The sequence below is a fragment of the Limnohabitans sp. Jir72 genome (assembly GCF_003063575.1).
GTDB lineage: Bacteria > Pseudomonadota > Gammaproteobacteria > Burkholderiales > Burkholderiaceae_C > Limnohabitans_A.
Map to the genome: position 1 here is coordinate 57,697 of NZ_NESC01000010.1, position 21,598 is coordinate 79,294.

21 protein-coding genes are annotated in these 21,598 nt (G+C 60.6%); 11 read left to right on the top strand and 10 right to left on the bottom strand.

The features are described from left to right. Nucleotides 1-20: 20 nt before the first annotated feature. Nucleotides 21-1,352 (top strand): DUF3422 family protein, encoded by a 1,332-nt coding sequence (locus B9Z52_RS14150; RefSeq protein WP_108414499.1) that lies wholly within the window; start codon nucleotides 21-23, stop codon nucleotides 1,350-1,352. A gap of 110 nt (nucleotides 1,353-1,462) precedes the next feature. Here the strand turns inward: B9Z52_RS14150 and B9Z52_RS14155 are convergent, their stop codons facing one another. The 6 genes from B9Z52_RS14155 to mnmA form a co-directional block, all read right to left on the bottom strand. Next, a complete protein-coding gene (locus B9Z52_RS14155) occupies nucleotides 1,463-2,251 on the bottom strand; it encodes a substrate-binding domain-containing protein (RefSeq protein WP_108414500.1) in 789 nt (262 codons plus the stop codon). 22 nt (nucleotides 2,252-2,273) lie between these two features. Continuing rightward, a complete protein-coding gene (locus B9Z52_RS14160; RefSeq protein ID WP_108414501.1) occupies nucleotides 2,274-3,251 on the bottom strand; it encodes a tripartite tricarboxylate transporter substrate binding protein in 978 nt (325 codons plus the stop codon). A gap of 14 nt (nucleotides 3,252-3,265) precedes the next feature. Beyond that, nucleotides 3,266-4,426 (bottom strand): tricarballylate utilization 4Fe-4S protein TcuB, encoded by a 1,161-nt coding sequence (gene tcuB / locus B9Z52_RS14165; RefSeq protein ID WP_108414502.1) that lies wholly within the window; start codon nucleotides 4,424-4,426, stop codon nucleotides 3,266-3,268. Continuing rightward, nucleotides 4,423-5,823 (bottom strand): FAD-dependent tricarballylate dehydrogenase TcuA, encoded by a 1,401-nt coding sequence (gene tcuA / locus B9Z52_RS14170; protein ID WP_108414503.1) that lies wholly within the window; start codon nucleotides 5,821-5,823, stop codon nucleotides 4,423-4,425. The genes tcuB and tcuA overlap by 4 nt, the downstream gene beginning before the upstream one ends. Before the next feature lie 100 nt (nucleotides 5,824-5,923). Further along, nucleotides 5,924-6,823 (bottom strand): LysR family transcriptional regulator, encoded by a 900-nt coding sequence (locus tag B9Z52_RS14175; protein ID WP_108414504.1) that lies wholly within the window; start codon nucleotides 6,821-6,823, stop codon nucleotides 5,924-5,926. A 19-nt stretch (nucleotides 6,824-6,842) separates the two neighbouring features. Then, nucleotides 6,843-8,003 (bottom strand): tRNA 2-thiouridine(34) synthase MnmA, encoded by a 1,161-nt coding sequence (gene mnmA / locus B9Z52_RS14180; protein WP_108414505.1) that lies wholly within the window; start codon nucleotides 8,001-8,003, stop codon nucleotides 6,843-6,845. Between the two features lie 125 nt (nucleotides 8,004-8,128). On the opposite strand from mnmA, the gene B9Z52_RS14185 reads away from it, so the two are divergent. Beyond that, complete coding sequence (locus B9Z52_RS14185; RefSeq protein WP_233251970.1) at nucleotides 8,129-8,794, top strand: lytic transglycosylase domain-containing protein; 666 nt, start codon at nucleotides 8,129-8,131, stop codon at nucleotides 8,792-8,794. Between the two features lie 7 nt (nucleotides 8,795-8,801). Here B9Z52_RS14185 and B9Z52_RS14190 read toward each other — a convergent pair whose 3' ends face one another. Then, nucleotides 8,802-9,545 carry a sulfite exporter TauE/SafE family protein gene (locus tag B9Z52_RS14190; protein ID WP_108414507.1) on the bottom strand — a complete coding sequence of 248 codons (744 nt, stop codon included), beginning with the start codon at nucleotides 9,543-9,545 and terminating at the stop codon, nucleotides 8,802-8,804. Continuing rightward, on the bottom strand, nucleotides 9,545-10,039 hold the full coding sequence (locus B9Z52_RS14195) for an NUDIX hydrolase (RefSeq protein WP_108414508.1): 495 nt from the start codon (nucleotides 10,037-10,039) through the stop codon (nucleotides 9,545-9,547). The genes B9Z52_RS14190 and B9Z52_RS14195 overlap by 1 nt, the downstream gene beginning before the upstream one ends. 144 nt (nucleotides 10,040-10,183) lie before the next feature. On the opposite strand from B9Z52_RS14195, the gene B9Z52_RS14200 reads away from it, so the two are divergent. The 4 genes from B9Z52_RS14200 (at nucleotide 10,184) to B9Z52_RS14215 (ending at nucleotide 15,789) form a co-directional block, all read left to right on the top strand. After that, on the top strand, nucleotides 10,184-11,761 hold the full coding sequence (locus B9Z52_RS14200; protein WP_108414509.1) for a Re/Si-specific NAD(P)(+) transhydrogenase subunit alpha: 1,578 nt from the start codon (nucleotides 10,184-10,186) through the stop codon (nucleotides 11,759-11,761). A gap of 15 nt (nucleotides 11,762-11,776) precedes the next feature. Then, the gene (gene pntB / locus B9Z52_RS14205; protein WP_108414510.1) at nucleotides 11,777-13,192 is read left to right on the top strand and encodes a Re/Si-specific NAD(P)(+) transhydrogenase subunit beta; all 1,416 of its coding nucleotides are present in this window, start codon (nucleotides 11,777-11,779) and stop codon (nucleotides 13,190-13,192) included. A gap of 80 nt (nucleotides 13,193-13,272) precedes the next feature. Beyond that, on the top strand, nucleotides 13,273-14,958 hold the full coding sequence (locus B9Z52_RS14210) for a long-chain-fatty-acid--CoA ligase (protein ID WP_108414565.1): 1,686 nt from the start codon (nucleotides 13,273-13,275) through the stop codon (nucleotides 14,956-14,958). A gap of 78 nt (nucleotides 14,959-15,036) precedes the next feature. After that, nucleotides 15,037-15,789 (top strand): 5'-methylthioadenosine/adenosylhomocysteine nucleosidase, encoded by a 753-nt coding sequence (locus tag B9Z52_RS14215; RefSeq protein ID WP_108414511.1) that lies wholly within the window; start codon nucleotides 15,037-15,039, stop codon nucleotides 15,787-15,789. Nucleotides 15,790-15,941: 152 nt separating this feature from the next. Here the strand turns inward: B9Z52_RS14215 and corA are convergent, their stop codons facing one another. Next, a complete protein-coding gene (gene corA / locus B9Z52_RS14220; RefSeq protein ID WP_108414512.1) occupies nucleotides 15,942-16,928 on the bottom strand; it encodes a magnesium/cobalt transporter CorA in 987 nt (328 codons plus the stop codon). A 218-nt stretch (nucleotides 16,929-17,146) separates the two neighbouring features. Between corA and B9Z52_RS14225 the strand changes: the two genes are divergently transcribed. The 4 genes from B9Z52_RS14225 (at nucleotide 17,147) to hprK (ending at nucleotide 20,493) form a co-directional block, all read left to right on the top strand. Further along, nucleotides 17,147-18,349 (top strand): MFS transporter, encoded by a 1,203-nt coding sequence (locus B9Z52_RS14225; RefSeq protein WP_108414513.1) that lies wholly within the window; start codon nucleotides 17,147-17,149, stop codon nucleotides 18,347-18,349. A 221-nt stretch (nucleotides 18,350-18,570) separates the two neighbouring features. After that, nucleotides 18,571-18,900, top strand: a complete 330-nt coding sequence (gene hpf, locus B9Z52_RS14230) for a ribosome hibernation-promoting factor, HPF/YfiA family (RefSeq protein WP_108414514.1) — start codon at nucleotides 18,571-18,573, stop codon at nucleotides 18,898-18,900. A 157-nt stretch (nucleotides 18,901-19,057) separates the two neighbouring features. Next, on the top strand, nucleotides 19,058-19,525 hold the full coding sequence (locus B9Z52_RS14235) for a PTS sugar transporter subunit IIA (RefSeq protein ID WP_108414515.1): 468 nt from the start codon (nucleotides 19,058-19,060) through the stop codon (nucleotides 19,523-19,525). A 26-nt stretch (nucleotides 19,526-19,551) separates the two neighbouring features. Further along, complete coding sequence (hprK, locus tag B9Z52_RS14240; protein ID WP_108414516.1) at nucleotides 19,552-20,493, top strand: HPr(Ser) kinase/phosphatase; 942 nt, start codon at nucleotides 19,552-19,554, stop codon at nucleotides 20,491-20,493. A gap of 15 nt (nucleotides 20,494-20,508) precedes the next feature. On the opposite strand, the gene fur is transcribed toward hprK, so the two are convergent. Continuing rightward, nucleotides 20,509-20,937: a ferric iron uptake transcriptional regulator gene (gene fur / locus B9Z52_RS14245; RefSeq protein ID WP_108414517.1), complete on the bottom strand. Its 429-nt coding sequence runs from the start codon at nucleotides 20,935-20,937 to the stop codon at nucleotides 20,509-20,511. Nucleotides 20,938-21,074: 137 nt separating this feature from the next. Between fur and B9Z52_RS14250 the strand changes: the two genes are divergently transcribed. Further along, on the top strand, nucleotides 21,075-21,557 hold the full coding sequence (locus B9Z52_RS14250; protein WP_233251971.1) for an outer membrane protein assembly factor BamE: 483 nt from the start codon (nucleotides 21,075-21,077) through the stop codon (nucleotides 21,555-21,557). Nucleotides 21,558-21,598: the final 41 nt, after the last annotated feature.

The window sequence follows — 21,598 nt, forward strand, 5'->3', positions numbered from 1 at the left end:
TGCTGGTTCAAAATAGGGTCATGAACGAAATCACTTCGCGTTATTTGCCTGCGGACGATGCACAGCGCAGGCAATTGCACAACGAAATCCATGCCCGCCCTTCGGCTCGGGTGCGTTTGCCAGCCCTGATCGTTTATGTGGCGGTTCTCAATGCGGGCATCAGCCGCGAACAGGAGTGGCAGCATTTGTGCCGCTTGCCTGGGCATGCCGATTTGACCTCGGACAAGCTGGGGGGCAACTTTTTGCGTCTGCGCTGTGATGGCTACACGGTCAAGTGGGAGCGGCACACCGAGTTCACCCGTTATTCCATCGTCCAGGCTTTGCCTGCAGATGCCGCCTGGGGTGCTGACTTGCCTGAACTGGCATCTCATGTGGCGGTGGGGACCGAGTGGCTGCGGGGCATTCCGGGGCAAACGATGGCCGCTATCCAGCTGGCCATGTTGCCCGAGGGCATGCAAGATGCCGATTTGCTGAGCAAGGCCCAGGCTTGGCTGGGTCAGGGCGCGATCATCGGTTCGCGCATGGGCAACACCAGCGAAGGGCAATCGCACTCGTGCCTGCTGACGCATTTCCGCATTGGCGAAGACGGTTTTGAGCGCATGTTGGTGCTGGCACCTGTCCACACGTCTGAGGGGCGCGCCGGGCGCATCTCGCAGCGCGTGCTGGAGCTGGAAACCTACCGCCTGATGGCCTTGCGTGGCTTGCCGGTGGCCAAGGCGCTGTCGCCCGTGCTGTCGCAGGCTGAGGCGCAGTTGGCCGACATCACGGCGCGGCTGGAGCACAAGCAGGACGGTGACCAGTCGCTGCTGGACGATCTGGTGGGCCTGGCCGCCCGGGTGGAGCGCGCCACGGCCGAGCACGGTTACCGGTTTTCGGCTACGCGTGCCTATGACCGTTTGGTGAGTGAGCGCATCGCGGAGCTGCGCGAGCGCCCCTTGGCTGGCACGCAAACGGTGGGTGAATTCATGCAGCGGCGCTTGTCACCCGCCATGGCCACGGTGGTGGCCACATCGCAGCGCTTGACGGCCCTGTCAGAGCGTGTGGCACGGGCCAGTGCTTTGCTGCGCACGCGGGTGGACATCGCTACCGAAACGCAAAACCAGCAATTGCTAGAAAAGCTCACCCGGGGGCAAGACCTGCAGCTGCGCCTGCAGTCCACGGTGGAAGGTCTGTCGATCGCGGCCATCAGTTACTACGTGGTGAGTCTGGTGCTGTATGGTGCCAAGGCCCTGAACAAACTGGGCCTGCCGCTGAACCCCGAGGTGGCGGCGGGGCTGTCGATTCCGATCGTGCTGTGGGGCGTGTGGAAAACGGTGCAGCGGATTCATGCCCGAATTCACAGCCAAGGGTGATGCGTTCGACAAACCATGGCTCGCAGGTCGGTCGCTTCAGCGCCGACGTCGCAGGCTTCGGTGCAGGCTCGTGTTGGGGCTCAAGCCGCCAACCTACAGGTCGCCTTTTGTCAGGGCTTGGCAGCCGGATCTAGGCCGGTGCCGCTCACGATCTCGGCCACGGCAGGCGACGTGAAAAAGCGCACCAGATGCATGGCCGCTTCTGGCTGCTCGGCACCCTGCACCAGCGCCGACGAAAAGAAGATGGTTTGCTGCACGGCATTGGGCAAGGTACCCACAAAGTCGAGTTCCTTGAAATAGATCAGCTCGCTCACTTGCTGAAAGCCCAGCTCGGCGTCACCACGTGCCACCACCGCGCCCACGCGCTCGCTCATGATCTTTTTGGCGGTCTTTTGCATCTGCTCGGCAATGCCCAGCTTGGGGAACATCTCGGTGGACAAATACGTGCCGCTGGCGCTGGCCGAGTAGGCCACCGACTTGGCGTTCAACAGGGTTTGTTTGAGCGCTTCGACAGAGCTGATGTCGGGCTTGGGCGTGCCTTTGCGCACGGCCACGCCGATTTGCGAGCGGGCCAGGTCCACGCGGCTGCCGGGCACCAGCTTGCCGTCTTTCATCAGGGCTTCCAGGCCGCCTTCGGACAGGATCACCAGGTCAAACTTCTCACCCCGTGCAAAGCGGCTGGGGATGGAGTCCGGGGCGTTGCCAATCGAGGCGCCGTAAGCGCTGATGACTTTGTGGCCGCTGGCCGCTTCGTAGAGGGGCACCAGTTTTTTGTAGGCTTCGGTGAAGGCACCGGAGGTGACCACGCGGATTTCGGCAGCTTGCGCTGCCAAGGATGCCACGGCCAGCAAGGCGCTGGCGAGCAGGCTGCGGCGGGTGAGTGTGTTCAAAAATTTCAAGGCTTGTCTCCGTGGTGTTGTTTTATTCGGCGGTGATCTTGCGTTCGCGGATCACGCGGCCCCAGGTGGCGGTTTCCTTGGCCATGTATTTGGCAAACTCGTCGCGTGTGCTGGGCTGGGGTGTCAGGCCGTGGCTGTTGAGTTGCTCGACCACGTCGGGACTTTTGAGCACCTTGACCAGTTCGGTGTTCCAGCGGTCCAACATGGGTGCAGGCACCTTGGACGAAGCCACAAAGGCGTACCAGTTGGTGGCAGAAAAACCGGGATAGCCCGACTCGGCGATGGTCGGGATCTTGGGCAGTGCAGTCAGGCGCATGGTGCCGGTGCTGGCCAGCGGGATCAGCTTACCGCTTTCGATGTGCGGCAAGGAGGTGGAAAGGGTGGAGTAATAAGCCGCCACACGGCCGCCGATCAGGTCTTGCATGGCCGGTGCGCCGCCTTTGTAGGGCACGTGCACGGTGTCGATGTTCGCCATGTCGTTCATCAATTCACCGGCCAGGTGTGAGGCCGAGCCTGCGCCGGTGGAGGCGAAGTCGAGCTTGCCCGGATTTTTCTTGGCGTAAGCGATGAACTCGGCAAAGGTCTTGATGCCGATTTGGTTGTTGACCACCAGCACGTTGGGAAAGTTCACGCCCATGGTGATGGGCGAGAGGTCTTTGACCGGGTCGTAGGGCAGCTTCATCATGTGCGGTGCGATGGTGAGCGGACCGACCGAGCCGAACAAAATGACGCTGCCGTCAGCAGGCCCTTGTGCTGCAAATTGGTGGGCAATGTTGCCGCCCGCACCGGGCTTGTTGTCGATCACGACCGAGGCACCGATGTTCTCGCCCAGCTTTTTGGCGATGATGCGGGCACCCGTGTCGGCCGCGCCGCCTGCGGCAAAGCCGACCACCATGGTGATGGTCTTTTTAGGAGGAAAGCTTTGGGCTTGGGCGTTCAGGCCAGCGCAGGCCAGGGCCACGCAGGCGATGGCGCGAAGGGGTGTGCGTTTGGATGTCATCAAAGTCTCCTGTTTCAATCGTTGCCCAGCCCGATGGGGTTGGCTTGTCTTTTTTCCACGGCATGGCGGATCAGGGATGCGGTTCTGAAAATGCCGTGCGCGAATTTGTTGTAAGGCAGCGTGGCAAACAGGGCCATCACCGCGCCCAAGTGCACCACCAGCCAAGTGGGCATGCTGCTGTGGCCGCGTGCCAGCCACAAGCCCAGGCCCGAGAGGCTGATGACAAACAGCAGCGCGATGAAGCCCAGGTCCATTGGCTTTTGCGCGGCGTCGCCTTGCAAGGGGTGGCGTTGCAAGTTGAGCTTGAACAGGCCTGCGCTGCCCACAAGCAGACTCACGCCACCGATCACACCCAAAACCTTGGGCAAGCTGGGCAGGTCGTAAGGTGCGGGCAGATTCAGCACGTAGTGGTAAAGCGTGGCCACGCTGGTGGCGGCAAAGCACAGCATGAAGCCGTAAAAGGTCAGGTGGTGTGCGCGTTTGCGAGACAGCGTGAATTCGTCGTCGGCGTTGTTGCAGCCTTCGCCATGGCCACCGTCAAGGTACTTCAGGCGCAGTGCGTCGTGCGCCGCTTCGGCCGCGGCTGGCGCGGTGACGGCCGCGCCGCTGGTGGCGGGTGTGATCTCACGCCAAAAGCGCCTCACGCCCATGGCCAGGGCCAGCACGGCCCACAAGAAGATCGGGGCGAACAGACTGACCAACAAGTTGTGAGGGAAGATGCCGTAGAAATTCTCGGCAGGCCCTGCTGATGCGCTTTGCTGTGCCAGCCACAGGAACAAAGCCAGGCCCGCCGCCAAAGCCAGACTGAGTACCAGGCCATTGCGTTTGTAGAGCTGACCCAGAGGCGCAGGCCAGGCGTAGTCCGCATAGGTTTGCACCCGCAACTTGGCCATGGCTTGTGGGATGTTCACGCCAAAATCGTGCGGTGGCGCGTATTGGCAGGCGTGCAGACAGGCCCCGCAGTTGTGGCACAGGTTGGCCATGAAATGCAGATCGGCGTGCGCAAAAGACAGGCGGCGCGTCATGGCAGGGAAGACGGCACAAAAGCCTTCGCAATAGCGACAGGCGTTGCAGATCTGCAGCTGCCGAGCAGCTTCGCTCTCGGCTTCGGTGGGGGCCCATTGGCCGTTGGCCAGCGCCTTGGCTTCTTGTGTGAGCTGTTGCAGCGTGCTCATGCTTGTGCTCCTTGACGGAGTGCAGCCTGGGCCGCTTGCGTGCCCGCGATGCGGCCAAAGGCGGTGCCGATCGACATGCCCACGCCTGCGGTGTAGCCCTTGCCCAGCACATTGCCCGCCATCATCTCGCCCGCCACGAACAGGTTGTCGCTGGGCACGCCGCCAAAGCGCACGGCTGCGGTGTCGTCGGTCTCGAGGCCCAGGTAAGTGAAAGTCACGCCGGGCCGCACGGCGTAGGCGTAAAAGGGTCCGGTATCGATGGTGCGGGCCCAGTGGGTTTTGGCTGGCGTCACGCCTTCGGTGTGGCAGTCGTCCAGCGTGGTGTGGTCAAAAGTGCCCATGCGGCAAGCCGCGTTGTAGCTGTTCAAAGTTTGCATGAAGGTGTCCACATCCAACCCGATTTTTTGGGCCAATTCGGGCAAAGTGTCGGCTTTGACGCCATCGAACACCGGGGGCATGAAGCGGCCAATGGCCTTGCTGTCGATGATCGAGTAAGCCGTTTGACCGGGTTGTTGGGCGACCAAGCGGCCCCAGATGGCGTAGCGCTTGGGCCAGAAGTCTTCGCCTTCGTCGTAAAAACGCTGGGCCTCGGTGTTGACCACCACGCCCAGCGACACGCAGTCGATGCGGGTGCAAATGCCGCCGTCGTAGAGCGGCGCGCGGGCGTCGATCGCCACCATGTGCGCCTGTGTCGCGTCGCCAATCGGGTCAGCGCCTTGGGCCAGCATGTGTTTGAGCAGCACGCCTTGGTTGTAGCGGGTGCCGCGGATCAAAAAGTTGTCGGCAGGCCACTCGCCCCGCTCGTTCTGGCCCCAGGCTTCGCGTAGCCACTCGCGGTTGGACTCAAAGCCCCCGGCGGCCAGCACACAGGTTTTGGCGGTGAGGCGTTCGTTGCCGACCCAGGCGGCCACGAAGCGGCCGTTCTCGATTTCGAGCCGCTCCACAGGTGCGTTGTAGCGGATTTGCACGCCGAGTTTTTCGGCGCTGCGGTAGTAAGCGTTGACCAAGGCCTTGCCCCCGCCCATGAAGAAGGCGTTGGTGCGGGCCACATGCAGCGCGCCCGACAGCGGCGGCTGAAAGTGCACACCGTGTTGTCGCATCCAATCGCGGCAGGTGCTCGACGCGCGGATGGTCAGGCGGGCCAATTTTTCATTGGTGATGCCGCCGGTGACCTTGAGCAGGTCTTGCCAGAATTCTTCTTCGGGGTAGGCCTCGACCAGCACGTCTTGCGGGGCATCGTGCATGCAGCGCAGGTTGCGGGTGTGGCCCGAATTGCCACCGCGCCACTCGCGCGGTGCGGCTTCGAGCAGCGTCACGCTGGCGCCCGCTTCGGCGGCCATCAGGGCCGCGCACAAGGCGGCATTGCCGCCACCAATCACCAGCACGTCGGTGCCCATGTCACATCCTTGTTTGTCTTTTCAGGGCGCAGTGTCGGTGAAACGCCTGAATTTGTGAAATGAAATATTTACGCAAATTATTGCGTTTGGCGCATCAATCTTATCGGCGGCGTTTGCCGAAGTGGGTCAAGGTCAGTTGGTGAAAGTTTTCTGCTGCCAGCGACAGGCTGGGCTGCTTGCGGCGCAGCAGGGTCACGCGCCGCTTGACCACCGGCCCGGTCAGCGGAATTTTGACCACATGGGGCCGGTCGCCATTTTCAAAGGTGGACGACGGCAAGATGGCGCAGCCCACGCCTGCGGCCACCAGGTTGATGGCGGTGGCGTGGTGCTGCACCTCGTAGTGGCCGCTCAGTCGGATGCCGCGTTGGCCCAGTTGGTAGTCCAGGAACATCCGGGTGGCCATGAAGCTGCTCACCACAATCAGGTCCACGCTTTGCAGGTCGGTCCAGCTGACCGTGCGCCTGTCTTGCAGCGCATGGGGGGTGGGGCACAACAAGGTCAGCGGGTCTTCAAACAGCGCCACCTCTTGCAGCTCGGCGTGCGGCTCGCCGTTGATGGCGATGCCCAATTCGGCCTGCCCGTCCAGCACGGCGGCACGCACATCGTGCGAGGACGCGTCCAGCAGCCGCAAGGTGTTGCCCGGGCTTTGCTGGGCATAAGTGCGGATGAGCTCTGGCAACACATGGGTCGTGAGCGAGGGCACGCAGGCCAGCGTGAAGTGACCGCCGCTGGCTTGTGCTTTGTCGCGCACGCGGGCCAGTGTGCGGGTGGCGTCCAGCACCAGGTGCCGGGCTTGGGGCAAAAAGTCACGGCCCGTGGCGGTGAGTTCCACCTTGCGGGTGGTGCGGTCCAGCAGCCGGGCGTCCAGCAAGCCTTCGAGCTTTTGGATGCGCCGGGTCAGCGCGGTTTGCGTCAGGTGCAACTGCTCGGCGGCTTTGACGAAGCTGCTGAACTCCGCCACGCAAACAAAAGCCTGGAGGCCATCAAAGTCGATTTTCAAGCGTGGCCCCAGTGCTGTCTCAGGCGTGGGGGATGGCGGCAGAAATCACGCCGCCGCCCAGGCACACATCGCCGTCGTAGAGCACGGCGCTTTGCCCGGGCGTCACAGCCCATTGAGCCTCTGGGAACTGCAACTCGAACGCGGCTGCCATGTGGCCATCTGACCCGGCGAGCAGTTGGCAAGGCGCATCGGCTTGGCGGTAGCGCGTTTTGGCGGCGTATGGGCCGCAAGCCGGAGGCTCACCTGCGCACCAGCTGGCGTCATCGGCCAGCAGCGCGGGCGAGAGCAGCCAGGGGTGGTCGTGGCCTTGCACCACCCACAGCGTGTTGTGTTCCATGTCTTTGCGGGCCACAAACCAGGGTGTGTGCTCGCCAGCGCCGCGCAATCCGCGGGCGCGGAGTGCTTCCATGTCCGCTCCTTTGGCCTTGATGCCGCCAATGCCCAAGCCCTGGCGCTGGCCCAAGGTGTAGAAGCTCAGCCCCACATGCTGGCCGATGGTGCGGCCGGTCGGGTCCTTGATCGGCCCGGGTTCTTTGCTGATGTAACGGTTCAAAAATTCGCGGAATGGGCGCTCGCCGATGAAGCAGATGCCGGTGGAGTCTTTCTTTTTGGCGTTGGGCAGGCCGATGTCTTCGGCAATGCGGCGCACTTCGGTCTTGTGCAGCTCGCCCACCGGGAACAAGGTCTTGGCCAGCTGCGCTTGGTTCAGGCGGTGCAAAAAGTAGCTTTGGTCTTTGGAGGGGTCCAAGCCTTTGAGCAGTTCGTGGCGGCCCGTCTGTTCATTGAGCCGAACGCGGCAGTAGTGGCCGGTGGCGATCTTTTCTGCCCCCAGGCGCATGGCGTGGTCCAGAAACGATTTGAACTTGATCTCGGCATTGCACAGGATGTCGGGGTTGGGCGTGCGCCCGGCTTGGTATTCGCGCACGAATTCCGAAAACACCCGGTCCTTGTAGTCGGCTGCGAAATTGACATGCTCGATTTCAATGCCCAGCACATCCGCCACAGCGGCGGCATCGACGAAGTCGATGTTGGATGAGCAATACTCGCTGTCATCGTCATCTTCCCAGTTCTTCATGAAGATACCGATGACTTCGTACCCCTGCTGTTTGAGCAGGTAGGCGCTGACGGCTGAATCGACGCCGCCGGACAAACCGACGACCACACGAGGAAGATGTGACATGCTTGGATTATCTCGTGCTTGCGTCTGACAGAAATTTATAATCCTTTGAATTAATTTATGTGATGTCCAAACCCTGCACCTGGTGCTTCAACGTTCGAACCGTTCTGAGCGATATCGCACATGGATTGTTCCTTGTCACCCACAGTGGTTTGGCCATGGTGGGCTTGGCCGTGGCTACCTGTGTGTTGGCTTTGTGGCTCAAACCTGAATGGTTGCAGGCCTCTGAAGAAAAACTCTTTGCATGGCTGCGTGAACGGCAGGTGCTGGTGTCCTGGTTGCCAGAGAACGCTGCCGAGCGGGCTACGGCCATGAATGTGCGTGATTTACCGACCAGTCAGGCCGCCGTGGCCAACTGGTTGGCCCGCAAATACAAAGTGGCACCCGAACCCGTTGCAGCTTTGGTGGCCGAGGCCCAAGTGTTGGGCAAACAGTACAGATTGGCGCCCAACCTGATTTTGGGTGTCATGGCCATCGAGTCGAATTTCCATCCCTACATTCAAAGTCAGGTGGGCGCGCAGGGCCTGATGCAGGTGATGACCGGCATTCACACCAAGCGTTATCAGGCTTATGGCGGCAATCTGACCGCATTTGATCCGCTCACCAACCTCCGTGTCGGTGTGGCTGTGTTGGCCGATGCCATCAAGCTCAAGGGGGGCTCGGTGGACGATGGTTTGAAGTTCTACCTGGGTGGTGATGCTGTGTTTGAAGATGGTGGCTATGTGGCCAAAGTGCGGGCAGAGCAGGCCCGACTGGACCAAGTCGCTGCGGGCGTGAACGTGCCCGTTCAGTGATTGAAATTCAGCCCAAACGGCTGAAAAACACCGCACTCATCACCAGTCCGGTGGTGATCACCAGCCAGCGTACCCAGCGTGCAGGCAGGCGCTTGGCCAAACGCGCACCCGACCAGCCCCCAGCGGTGGCCAGGGCCATCATCCACAGGGCTTGATCCCAGACAATGGCACCCGCCCAAGCGAAAGCGGCCACCGACAGCCAGGACAGCACAAATGAATTGAGGTTCTTCAGGGCATTGACCGTGTTCAGGCGTGACTCACCCGTCAAGGTGTACAGCGCCATCAGCAAGATGCCCAGGCCGCCGTTGAAGTACCCGCCGTAAATGGCCACGAGAAGCAGGCCTGGCAAACGCCACTGCGGATGGCCCAGCCCCGCACCGCGCGATGCGATCACCGGCCCGAGTGCAAAGAGCGTGGTGGCCAGCAACAAAAGCCAAGGCACCAGCCCCGAAAACAAGCGGGCGGGCGTGACGAGCAACAAGGTGGCACCGATGAGACCGCCGACGGCAGCGATGATCACCTCGCGTTGCAGCGTGGTGCCCGGGATGGCGTGGAGTTCTGCCTTGAAGCCCAAGGTGCTGCCCAAATAGCCAGGGCTCACCGCCGCAGCGCTGGTGGCGTTGGCCGCTAAGGGGGGCACACCTGCAAAAACCAGCGCAGGAAAAGTCAAAAAGCTGCCGCCCCCTGCAATGGCGTTGAGGACCCCCGCGCCAAAGGCGGCGGCGCCTGTGACAAGCCACACGCTGTCCATCACGCCGCGAGTGGTGGCAAAGAGGCCACCGCGCCGTCGGTGTAAATCACGTCCAGCGGAAAGCGTTTGCCGGCCAGGTGGTCTTCGATGCAGCGCAGAACCAGTGGGCTGCGGTGACGCTCTGCGCTGGCGCGCACTTCGTCGAGCGTCATCCAGACTGTGCGCACAATCCCTTCGTCCAAAGATCGGCCTGCTTGCAGTTCACCGATCTCGCCGCAAAAAGCCATGCGCAAATAAGTGATGTCTTCTTGCGTGGCGGGGCGCTGAAAACGCGACAGGTACACGCCCACCAGTGCGGTGGGCTTGAATGGGTGTGCGGTTTCTTCCAGTGCCTCGCGAGCGCAGCCTTCGGCGGGCGATTCGCCCGGGTCCAAGTGTCCCGCAGGGTTGTTCAGGCGCAAGCCTTCTTGGGTGTGTTCTTCGATCAGCAAATAGCGGCCATCTTTTTCAATGATGGCGGCCACGGTGACATTGGGTTTCCAGCGTGTGTCCATGCGGTGATTATCTGTGGACGCCTATCAGGGTATGCCCGGGGTTGGCTGGGGTGGGGGGGGATGAGTTTCGGTTTATATTGAGCGATTGACCTGCGCTTTATCGTGCTCAGGTCCAGCGATTTCATTATTTTCAGGAGAACAACCATGCGCATAGGCGTGCCGCGAGAGATTTTCCCCGGAGAAAAACGGGTGGCCACCGTGCCCGATGTGGTCACCAAACTGGTCAAACTTGGCTTTGCTGTGGCGGTGGAACAGGGCGCTGGTGAGCTGGCCGACCTGTCGGACGACGCTTACGTCGAAGCCGGTGCTTCGATTGCACCAAGCGCTGCAGACCTCTGGAGCGGCAGCGACATCGTCTTCAAGGTGCGTGCACCCACAGCCGAAGAAGTGGCGCTGATGCACGCAGGCCAAACGTTGATCGGCTTTTTGTGGCCGGCCCAAAACCCCGATTTGATGCAGCAGCTGGCAGCTAAAAAAGTCACGGCGCTGTCGATCGACGCGCTGCCGCGCACGCTCAGCCGCGCCCAGAAGATGGACGCGCTCACCTCGATGGCGGGCGTGAGCGGTTACCGCGCCGTGGTCGAGGCGGCCAACGCCTTTGGCCGTTTCTTCAATGGCCAGATCACGGCCGCGGGCAAAGTGCCCCCGGCCAAGGTGTTCATTGCCGGTGCTGGTGTTGCCGGCTTGGCCGCTATTGGTGCCGCTGCCAGCCTGGGTGCCATCGTGCGCGCCAACGACACCCGCGCCGAAGTGGCCGACCAGGTCGTGTCGCTCGGCGGTGAGTTCGTCAAGGTGGATTACGAAGAAGAAGGCTCGGGCGGCGGCGGTTATGCCAAGGTCATGAGCGAAGGCTTCCAGGCCGCGCAGCGCGAGATGTACGCGCAGCAGGCCAAAGAGTGCGACATCATCATCACCACGGCCTTGATTCCTGGCAAGCCCGCGCCCAAGCTGATCACCGCCGAGATGGTGAAAAGCATGAAGCCTGGCAGCGTCATCGTGGACATGGCCGCCGAGCAAGGCGGCAACTGCGAACTGACCGAGCCCGGCAAAGCCGTGGTCAAGCACGGTGTGACCATCGTGGGTTACACCGACTTGGCCTCGCGCATGGCGCGTCAGTCGTCCACGCTGTATGGCACCAACTTGTTCCGCCTGACGGAAGAGCTGTGCAAGACCAAGGATGGCGTGATCAACGTCAACATGGAAGACGATGCCATTCGGGGTCTGACGGTCATCAAGGACGGTGAAATCACCTGGCCCGCGCCACCACTGGTGGTGGCACCCAAGCCTGCGCCCAAGCCCACGGTGGCGGTGGCCGAGAAAAAAGGCGGTCATGGCCACGGCAGCAGCGGCCCCATGCCCGCCAAAACCCTGGCGCTGGTGTTTGGTTTGGGCGCTCTGACGTTCTGGGCCATTGGCGCCTACGCTCCGGCGGCCTTCTTGGGCCACTTCACGGTGTTTGTGCTGGCCTGCTTCATTGGCAACATGGTGGTGTGGAACGTGACGCCTGCGCTGCACACGCCTCTCATGAGTGTGACCAATGCGATTTCCAGCATCATCGTCATTGGTGCGCTCGTGCAAATCCTGCCGCCCGAGGCGGGTACGAATGGCCGGGCCGACCAGCTCATCCAGTGGCTGGCTTTTGCCGGCATCGTGCTCACGGCCGTCAACATGTTTGGTGGCTTCGCTGTCACCCGCCGCATGTTGGACATGTTCCGCAAGTAAAGAAAAGAGACCTTCATGACCTCTAGCTTGGCCACGGTCGCCTACATTGGCGCAGCCATCCTCTTCATCCTCAGCCTGGGTGGCTTGTCCAACCCGGAAACCTCACGGCGCGGCAACCTCTATGGCGTCATCGGCATGGCGCTGGCGGTGCTCGCCACCATCCTCGGGCCCCGTGTGGCAGCAGCCGGTATTCCCTGGATCATGGGCGCTCTGCTCATCGGCGGCAGCGTTGGCCTTTATGCCGCCAAAACCGTCAAGATGACCCAGATGCCCGAACTGGTCGCGCTGATGCACAGCTTGGTGGGCTTAGCGGCCTGCCTGGTGGGTTTTGCCAGCTATGTGGACACCTCGGTTCAGTTCGAGGGCGCTGAAAAAGCCATCCACGAAGTGGAGATTTACGTCGGCATCTTGATCGGTGCGGTCACTTTCTCGGGCTCGCTGATTGCTTTTGGCAAGCTCAATGGCAAGATCGGCGGCAAGCCGCTCATGCTGCCCGCCCGCCACTGGCTCAACCTGCTGGGTCTCTTGATCGTGATCTGGTTTGGCCGTGAATTTGTGAATGCACACGATGTGCAAAGCGGCATGACCCCGCTGATCGTGATGACCGCCATCGCACTGCTGTTTGGCGTTCACATGGTGATGGCCATTGGCGGCGCGGACATGCCGGTGGTGGTGTCCATGCTCAACAGTTACTCGGGCTGGGCCGCAGCAGCCACGGGCTTCATGCTCGGCAACGACTTGCTGATTGTGACCGGCGCGCTGGTGGGCTCCTCTGGGGCCATCTTGTCCTACATCATGTGCAATGCGATGAACCGCAACTTCATCAGCGTGATCGCCGGGGGCTTTGGCGGTGGGGCCCCTGCTGCGCCCAAGACCGATGGCTCAGCAGCCGAGCCCCAAGGTGAGGTGGTGCCTGTGAGTGCCAGTGAAACGGCTGAACTGCTGCGTGATGCCAAGAGCGTGGTCATCGTGCCGGGTTATGGCATGGCAGTGGCCCAGGCCCAGCACACGGTCAATGAAATCACCAAACACTTGCGCGCAAAAGGCGTCAACGTGCGCTTTGGCATCCACCCAGTGGCGGGCCGTATGCCGGGACACATGAACGTGCTGCTGGCCGAGGCCAAAGTGCCTTATGACATTGTGCTGGAGATGGATGAGATCAACGACGACTTCCCTGACACCGACGTGGCCATGGTCATTGGTGCCAATGACATCGTGAACCCAGCGGCGCAAGATGACCCGACCAGCCCGATCGCCGGCATGCCGGTGCTCGAAGTCTGGAAGGCACGCACCAGCATCGTCATGAAGCGCTCCATGGCCAGCGGCTATGCGGGCGTGGACAACCCGCTGTTCTACAAAGAGAACAACCGCATGCTGTTTGGAGATGCCAAGAAAATGCTGGATGAAGTGCTGGTGGCCTTGAAGGCCTAAACCATCGGGAAATCCAGTACTTTTGCGAGTCAGTTTGCCGTCAGTTGTGCGGTAGACTGATTCGCATGGAGATGCATGCTATGACACCCGACCGCGTTTGGCTCAGCAGTTACCCCGAAGGCGTTCCCTCCGACATTGAATTCAGTCAATACAGCTCGCTGGTGGGCCTGATGGAAGAGAGTTTTGCCCGTTACGCCGAGCGCACGGCTTACAGTTACATGGGCAAGAACACCAGTTACGCCCAAACCGATGCGGAAAGTCAGGCTTTGGCCGCTTACCTGCAATCGCTGGGCCTGTGCAAAGGCGACCGCGTCGCCATCATGATGCCCAATGTGCCGCAGTATCCCGTGGCCGTGGCCGCCATCTTGCGTGCCGGGTATGTGGTGGTCAATGTGAATCCGCTGTACACCCCTCGCGAACTCGAACATCAGTTGAAGGACTCGGGCGCCCGAGCCATCGTGATCATTGAAAACTTCGCGGCCACCCTCGAAAAGTGCATCGCCCAAACATCGGTGCAGCATGTGGTGTTGGCGTCCATGGGCGACCGTTTGGGGCTGCTCAAAGGTGCCATCGTCAACCACGTGGTGCGCAATGTCAAAAAACTGGTGCCCGCTTTCGAGCTGCCACAGGCGGTCCGGTACAACCAAGCCTTGGCGCAGGGACGCAGGCTGCCTTGGCGCAAACCCGAGATCGGACCCGATGACATCGCCGTTTTGCAATACACCGGCGGCACCACGGGCGTGTCCAAAGGCGCGGTACTGTTGCACCGCAACGTGATCGCCAACGTCTTGCAGTCCGAGGCCTGGAACGAGCCGGTCATGAAGCGCGTGCCCGCCAACGAGCAGCCCACGTCGGTGTGCGCCTTGCCGCTGTACCACATCTTCGCTTTCACGGTGAACATGATGCTGTCCATGCGCACTGGCGGCAAGACCATCCTGATCCCCAATCCCCGTGACTTGCCTGCGGTGCTCAAGGAGTTGTCCCAGCACACCTTCCACAGCTTCCCGGCTGTCAACACCTTGTTCAATGGCTTGGCCAATCATCCGGACTTCAACAAAGTCGACTGGTCCAGCCTCAAGGTGTCGGTCGGTGGCGGCATGGCCGTGACGCCGAACGTGGCCAAACTCTGGCTCGAGAAAACCGGCTGTCCTATTTGCGAAGGCTATGGCCTGTCCGAGACCAGCCCCTCGGCCAGCTGCAACCCGACCACCAGCACCGAGTTCACTGGCACCATCGGCGTACCGATTCCGGGCACCTGGATGAAGCTGATCGATGATGAGGGCCAAGATGTGACCGAGCCGGGCCAAGCGGGCGAGATTGCGATCAAAGGCCCGCAAGTCATGGCCGGTTACTGGCAGCGCCCTGACGAAACCGCCAAGGGCATGACGGCCGACGGTTATTTCAAATCGGGCGATGTGGGCATCGTGGATGCGCGGGGTTATTTCAAGATCGTGGACCGCAAGAAAGACATGATCCTGGTCAGCGGCTTCAATGTGTACCCCAATGAGGTCGAAGAAGTGGCCTCGGCTTGCCCCGGCGTGCTGGAGTGCGCGGCCATTGGCGTGCCCGACGAAAAAACCGGCGAAGCGGTCAAGTTGGTGGTGGTGCGCAAAGACCCTCAGCTGACTGAAGTGCAGATCTTGGCCTATTGCCGTGCCAACATGACCGCTTACAAGCAGCCCCGTGTCATCGAGTTCCGTGACGAGTTGCCCAAAACCCCAGTGGGCAAGATCTTGCGACGCGAGCTGCGCAGCCCTTCAACCTGAGTGGTCGGTGCGCCAGCGTCGGTACACTGGAAAGCGGCTCACAGGAGCCGCTTTTTTATTTGAAACAAGGGACAAGCCATGGCCGTGATCGGCATCATGAGTGCGATGCATGAAGAGTTGGCCGCCGTCTTGGCGGCCATGCCCGATGAGCAGCGTGTGCGTGTGGCAGGGCGGGATTTCTGGGTGGGCCACTGGCATGGCCACGACGTGGTGGCGGTGCTGTCGCGCATTGGCAAAGTGGCTGCAGCCACCACAGCCACGGTTTTGCTGGAGCGTTTCAAGGTCGACACCTTGGTGTTCACCGGCGCTGCAGGCGGGTTGGCACCGCACGCCCAGGTGGGCGATGTGGTGGTGGCCACGGGTCTGATGCAGCACGATATGGACGCCTCGCCCTTGTTCCCGAAACACGAAGTGCCCTTGTACGGCCGATCGCGCTTTGGCACCGATACCGCCTTGACAAAAGCCTTGGCAGCCGCAGCCGAGCAAGTGCTGTCCGACCCCGCACAGCATCTGGGCGCGCAGGCCATTGCAGACTTTCATTTGTTGTCACCGCGCGTGCACCAAGGCTTGATCGCCAGCGGTGACCGTTTTGTCTCGACCACCGCCGAAAGCCAGGCCTTGCAACTCAGCCTGCCCGACGCCTTGGCGGTCGAGATGGAAGGTGCCGCCGTGGCGCAAGTGTGTCTGGACTACGGCGTGCCGTTTGCGGCGGTCCGCACCATTTCAGACCGCGCAGACGACGAGGCCCACACCGACTTCAGCCGCTTCATCCGCGATGTGGCCAGCCGCTACAGCCTGGCCATCTTGTCGCAGTGGTTGCTGCAGAGGTAATGCCGTCAAGCCTTGCATTGGGGTGCTTGTTGACTGCGACAAGATGGGCCCAAAGTTTGTTGCAGTGGGCTGGGGCCGGGCGACGATGTTGAGCCTGCGTCTGAGGAGCCCGGCCCCAGATCGCTGCAACCAACGTCCCCAGCGAAGGCGGCTTACTTCAACCAGCCCCGGCGACGGAAGTACCACATGGGCACCACGGCGCTGGCGGCCATCAGCACGATGGCCATGGGGTAGCCCCAGGCTTGGTTGAGTTCGGGCATGTACTGGAAGTTCATGCCGTAAATGCTGGCGATCAAAGTGGGGGGCAACAAGGCCACGCTGGCCACCGAGAAGATCTTGATGATCTTGTTCTGGTTGATGTTGATGAAACCGACGGTGGCGTCCATCAAGAAGTTGATCTTGTCGAACAAAAACGCCGTGTGCGAATCCAACGAATCGATGTCGCGCAAGATCTGGCGGGCTTCTTCAAACTGCTCGGCATTGAGCATCTTGGAGCGCATCATGAAACTCACGGCGCGGCGCGTGTCCATCACATTGCGGCGGATGCGGCCGTTCAAGTCCTCCTGGCGTGCAATCGCGCCCAGCACTTCACCGGCCATGGCATCGGTGACATCGCCCGACAGCACTTTTTTACCCGCGATTTCCAGCTTGTCGTAAATGCCTTCCAGGGTGTCGGCCGAGTATTCGGCGTCCGCGTCAAACAACTTGAGCAGCACTTCCTTGGCGTCTTCCAGCAAGCCGGGTGCGCGGCGCGCGCGCAGGCGCAGCAGTCGGAACACCGGCACGTCTTCGTCATGGATCGAAAACAGCACCCCCCGGCTTTTGAGGTCGGCGTTGTGCTGGTTCAGGATGAAGGCGCAGCGCACCGTGCGCGGCTCATCCTCGTCGGCGATCAAAAAATCCGAACGGATGTGCAATTCGCCGTTGTCTTCTTCGTAGAAGCGGGCGGATTCCTCGATGTCCTCGTCCATCGCATCTTCCGGGATGGACAGGCCGTAATACTGTTTGATCCAGCGCTTTTCGTCGACCGTGGGCGATTCCAGGTCCACCCAGATGGGTTGAAAGCGAGAGAGTTCTTCCAGGGACTCGATCTCCTCTTGGAAGAGACGGCCATTGGCAAGGGTGAAGATGTTGAGCATGGCGAATCCAGAAAAAGGCCAGTTGCCAAAAGTTCAAAGGGGCGGCGAAGGGGAAAGCAGCTTCCGAACGATGGGCACAATGCTCAAGGCGTCCGAAAGCTACCAACTCGGGGTAGCGTCCACGACAGGGTCTCCAAAAAAAAGAATGGGCGGATTATCGCACCGGACTTGGCGCTGGCGCTGGGGTGTTAGATTCAAATGCTTCACTCAGATTCCATATGACCTCACATTTGACTCCCAGGCGGGAACGCTGGCTGCTGCTGACCCTCGCTGGCATCCAGTTCACCCATATTCTGGACTTCATGATCATGATGCCCTTGGGGCCGCAGTTCACCCGCCTGTTTGACATCAGCAACGCAGAATTTGGTGTCCTGGTCTCTGCCTACACCTTGTCGGCTGGTGCTTCCGGCTTGCTGGCGGCCACCTATGTGGACCGGTTCAGTCGCAAACGCTTGCTGTTGACCATGTACACCTTGTTTGGATTGGCAACGCTCGCTTGCGGGTTGGCACCGACCTATGGGTGGCTGATGCTTGCCCGTGTGGCCGCAGGGCTGTTTGGCGGAGTCTTGTCGGCCTTGTCGCAAACCATCGTCGCTGATGTGATCCCGTTTGAGCGCCGTGGCCGAGCCATGGGCGTGGTCATGACCTCGTTTTCGGTCTCCACTGTGGCGGGCGTGCCGTTGGGCCTGTTTTTGGCGGCGCACCTGAGTTGGCATGCGCCATTCATGGCCATAGCCGTCATGGTGGGCTCGCTGGTGATGGGTGCTTGGCAAACCTTGCCGCTGCTGGACGCTCATTTGCATCACCCTGATCGCACCAGTGTTTGGCGCAGCATTGGCCAGGTGCTGGTTGACGCCAACCACATCAAAGCCTTCGCCTTGTCGGCGGCAATGATGTTTGCTGGCTTCACGGTCATCCCTTACATCACGATTTATTTGCAATCGAATGCGGGCATGCACCCCGAGCAGGTCCCTTGGGTGTATTTGCTCGGCGGCATGGCCACCTTGTTGACAGCGCGTTTGTTTGGTCGCCTGACCGACCGAGTGGGTAAAGTCAAAATGTTCAAGCGCTTGGCCGTGGCGGTCTCGCTGCCTTTGATGGCCACCACTTTGTCCGCAGGCCTGCCTTTGGTCGCTTTGTTGGTGATTTCAACGGCATTCTTCAGCGTGATGAGTGGCCGCATGATCCCGGGCATGGCGCTGATTTCATCGGCGGTGGAGCCGCGCTTGCGCGGCACCTTCATGACCATCAATTCGGCAGTGCAGTCGGCGGCCATGGGTTTGGCGGCCATGGTGGGCGGCACCATCATTGGGCGCGATGCGCAAGGGCATTTGACGCATTACTGGGTGGCGGGGGTGATTGGTGTGGCTGCCAGCTTGTTGTCGGTTTGGCTGGCCGGGCGGGTGCGTTTGCACGGCTGACCTCGGGCATGAAAGTCATTGTGACCATGCCCAATCCTAGAACACGATAACACCGAAATGGCGCTTGATGCCCAATTTCCCGGTGCCCTAGGTGCATTCCATAGGCCACATTGCTTTTCTCAAAAGGCGAGCGCATAGTGGGGGCGAACCACCCGAAAAAAGTGGTTTGTCGCCCCCCTTAGGAGGGGCTTTCCTACACGGGATCTATGGAGGCCAAGCTTATGAATTTGACAATCAGCGGACACCATCTGGAAGTTACCCCCGCCTTGCGCGATTATGTGACGGGCAAACTGGACCGAATTACCCGACATTTTGATCAGGTGGTCGATGTGAAAGTGCTGCTGACCGTGGAAAAGCAGAAGGAAAAGGAAAAGCGCCAACGCGCTGAATGCAACATCCATGTCAAAGGCAGCGACATGTTTGCAGAAAGCGCGCATGAGGATTTGTATGCTGCCGTGGATGACTTGGTCGACAAACTTGATCGTCAGGTGGTCAAGCACAAGGACCGGATCACCGACCATCACCACAGCGCACCCAAACGCATGATGTGATTGTTCTTTGAATCGAGTGAAAACCAGGGCCGCAACAAGCGGCCCTTTTCATGTCTGACAATGCGGGCCAAGCGCCGAAGGAGCAGGGCGGCAGTTCCTGTCGTGACAAGGTCTGCCAACCGGTGGGTCGGCGACAGGTGCATAATCCGCCTCGAACATGAATCGTCTCTCATCCATATTGCCTGTTGCCCAAGTTCTTGTGCAGGTGGAAGCCACCAGCAAGAAACGCGCATTCGAAGAAGCGGGTCTTCTCTTTGAGAACCTGCACGGTCTGTCGCGTGCCTTGGTGACCGACAGCCTGTTTGCTCGTGAGCGTCTTGGCTCGACCGGCCTGGGTCACGGTGTGGCCATCCCGCATGGCCGGATCAAAGGTTTGAAGGCACCCATGGCCGCGGTCTTCCAGTTGGCGCAGGCCATTGGCTTTGATGCGCCTGATGAGCAAGCCGTCAAGTTGCTGATTTTTTTGCTGGTGCCCGAAGCGGCGACCCAGAAGCACTTGGAAATCCTGTCCGAAATTGCCGAGCTGCTCAGCGACAGCCAGTTGCGCGAAAACATCAAGGGCAGTGGCAGCCAAGAGAGCTTGCACCAACTGATTGCCCAATGGCAGTCCGCCCAAACGGTCTGAGTTCAGACCTGTCCTGAGCTGTTGCCATGAAGCCGACCGTCATCAGCGCCGACGTCCTGTTTGAGGACCACCGCGGCAAGCTCAAGTGGCAGTGGGTGGCAGGGCTGGGGGCTTCTGAACGCCGGTTTGACGAAGTCGCCGTGCGCGAAGCCCGTTCAGGCGCCGATCTGGTCGGCTACCTCAACTACATCCACCCTTACCGCGTTCAGATCCTGGGGCCGCGCGAAGTGGCTTACCTGAGCAATGCCACGCCAGAAGACTGTGCTCGCCGCATTGCCCGTATCGTCACGCTGGAGCCACCCGTGCTGGTGCTGGCCGATGGGCAGGTCGCACCGGACGCCTTGCTGTCCATGTGCGAACGGGCACAAATCCCGATGTTTGCCACCGAGCAATCGTCGGCTTTTGTGATCGACGTTTTGCGGGCCTACTTGTCCAAACATTTTGCCGACCGCACCACCATGCACGGGGTCTTCATGGACATCCTGGGCATGGGTGTGCTCATCACCGGTGAGTCGGGTCTGGGCAAGAGTGAGTTGGGGTTGGAGCTGATCTCTCGCGGTAACGGTTTGGTGGCCGACGATGCCGTGGACCTGTACCGCATCAATCAGACCACCATTGAGGGGCGTTGCCCTGATTTGCTGCAAAACCTGCTCGAAGTGCGGGGCATCGGTTTGCTCGACATCCGTGGCATTTTTGGCGAGACAGCAGTACGCCGCAAGATGCGCCTGAAGCTCATCGTGCACCTGGTGCGCCGTGAAACCTTTGACCGCGATTACGAGCGCATGCCTTCGGAGCCGCTCACGCAAGACGTGCTGGGCATCCCGGTGCGTAAGGTGGTGATCCAGGTGGTGGCAGGTCGCAACATTTCGGTGTTGGTGGAAGCCGCTGTGCGCAACACCATCTTGCAGATGCGGGGCATCGACACTTACCAAGATTTCATTGAGCGCCAGCGCCGCGCCATGGAATAAGGGCAGCAGCGCGCCTCAGCGCTGACGGTGCGGGCAAGGGTTTTGTGTGCAGTGCGCGTACAGGCTCAGCGCATGGTCCGCAATCACAAAGCCTTTGGCGTGCGCGACGGCCTGTTGCCGGGACTCGATTTCAGGGTCATAGAACTCTTCCACCCGACCGCAGTCCAAGCACACCACATGGTCATGGTGCTGGCCCTCATTGAGCTCGTAAACCGCTTTGCCACTTTCAAAATGGTTGCGGCTCAAGATGCCTGCTTGCTCGAACTGAGTCAACACCCGGTAAACCGTGGCCAGTCCGATGTCGGTGTTCTCCAGAAGCAGGTGACGAAACACGTCTTCGGCCGTCATGTGCCGCTGCGCGCCGCTTTGAAAAACCTCCAGGATTTTCAAGCGAGGCAAGGTGGCTTTGAGGCCGTTGTTTTTGAGTTCGTCGATTTGGCTCATGGGTTTGACAGAGGGTAAAACAGCCCGACCGAAATGAGTGGCTGCCGCTACAATGCCTCGATCATATCGGTCCCACTTCAAACATGACAGCTTCCCTGAATTTTCGCTTTCCGCAGGTCTGGCTTGCTGGACTCGTTTTGAGTGTCTGCCTTGGCGGCTGCAGCAGTATTCACCAAGACACGTTCAAGGCTTACGTGCCTGAAGTGGTGCAAGGCAATTTTGTGTCCAAAGAACAGCGCCTTGCGTTGCGTCCGGGCATGGTCCGTGCGCAGGTGCGTGACATTCTCGGTACACCCTTGGTGGCCAGTTTGTTTCATGCCGATCGCTGGGACTATGTCTTCAGCATTCAGCGACAAGGCGTCCCGGCGCAGAACTTCCGCCTGACGGTGATGTTCAAAGGCGACGTGCTTGACCAGATTGACAGCGATGTTCTGCCCAGTGAGGCCGAGTTTGCAGGCCGACTCGTGCGCCCCCGCACTGCGGGTGCGATGCCCAAGCTGGAGGCCACCGAGGATGACCTCAAACGCTTTTCTGTGAACAAGCCAGACATGGACACGTCTCGCCCTACGCCCGCCCCCTTGCCCAGCAGCTACCCGCCGCTGGAGCCTGTGACCCGTTGAACCAGAAAGGGGCCTTGAGCGCCTTTCACCAGCCTTGAAAA